Annotated in this window: 1 protein-coding gene; it reads left to right on the top strand. The window is 68.2% G+C overall.

Translation table 11 applies throughout. The features are described 5' to 3' along the window. The coding region (locus B1964_RS03195) for a LacI family DNA-binding transcriptional regulator (RefSeq protein WP_079928781.1) at positions 1-908 on the top strand (908 nt) is incomplete at its 5' end. Between the last annotated feature and the right edge of the window lie 70 nt (positions 909-978).

The following is a 978-nucleotide window of genomic DNA, read 5'->3' as shown; positions in this document are numbered from 1 at the left end:
CGGTCGACGGTTGGTCGCCCTCGGCCCAGCGGGTGCGTCGCGCCGCTGAGGAACTCGGCTACCGGCGCAACGTCTGGGCGGCCAGCCTGCGAACCCGCAAGACGACGACTCTCGGGGTCGTGATGACCCGCCTGACCGATGGCGTCGTCGCCACCACCTATCAGGGCATCGACGAAGCCGCCACGCGCGCAGGCTATTCGGTGCTGTTGGCGAGCCCACCTGATGACGCCGACGCCCAACGTGACGCAATCGAGTTGCTCGTCGGCCGCCGGGTCGACGGCCTACTCCTGGGCGGATTACACGCTCCGGCAGCCGAATTCATCGAGTCACTGACGGTGAACGTCCCGATGCTGACGGTCACCCGGCATGCCGACGCCGGCCTGCCCTTCGTCGGCGGGGACGACCGGGGCGGTGGCCGGCTCGCGGCACGACATCTCATCGATCGCGGGTACACCGACCTCGCCGTCATCGGCGGACCCGCACACGCCACCACCGCCACCGACCGGCTCGCCGGATTCCTCGACGGTCTCGGTGAGGTGGGAATCGAGTTGCCGCCCAACAGAATCGTGACGTCGGCCTTCGACGTCGACGGCGGTATCGCGGCCGGTCGTCAACTGCTCGACGGTCCCGATCGGCCACGCGCGATCTTCACCGTCTCCGACATCATCGCCATCGGTGTGCTCGGCGTGGCCCGCGACCTCGGCCTGCAGATCCCGGCCGACCTCGCGCTCGTCGGCTACAACGACATCCCCATCGCGGCCCAGCTGCCGGTGCCACTGACGACCGTCGCGTCCCCGGCGCGCCGGATCGGTGAGACCGCGGCTCGTGGCCTGCTCGATCTCGTCGAGGGGCGCGACGTCGAATCGGTGCTCCTACCCGTCGAATTGATGGTGCGCGGGACCGGTTAGGGCCAATACCGTTCAGTTAAGGTTACATGGGTGTAGTTTGTAGGGTATGCCTCGTGCTGGGTGGGTGAAG

The sequence above is a fragment of the Gordonia sp. i37 genome (assembly GCF_002043085.1).
Lineage (GTDB): Bacteria > Actinomycetota > Actinomycetes > Mycobacteriales > Mycobacteriaceae > Gordonia > Gordonia polyisoprenivorans.
Note: the sequence above shows the minus strand (reverse complement) of the source record. Positions and strands in the feature narration are given on the sequence as shown.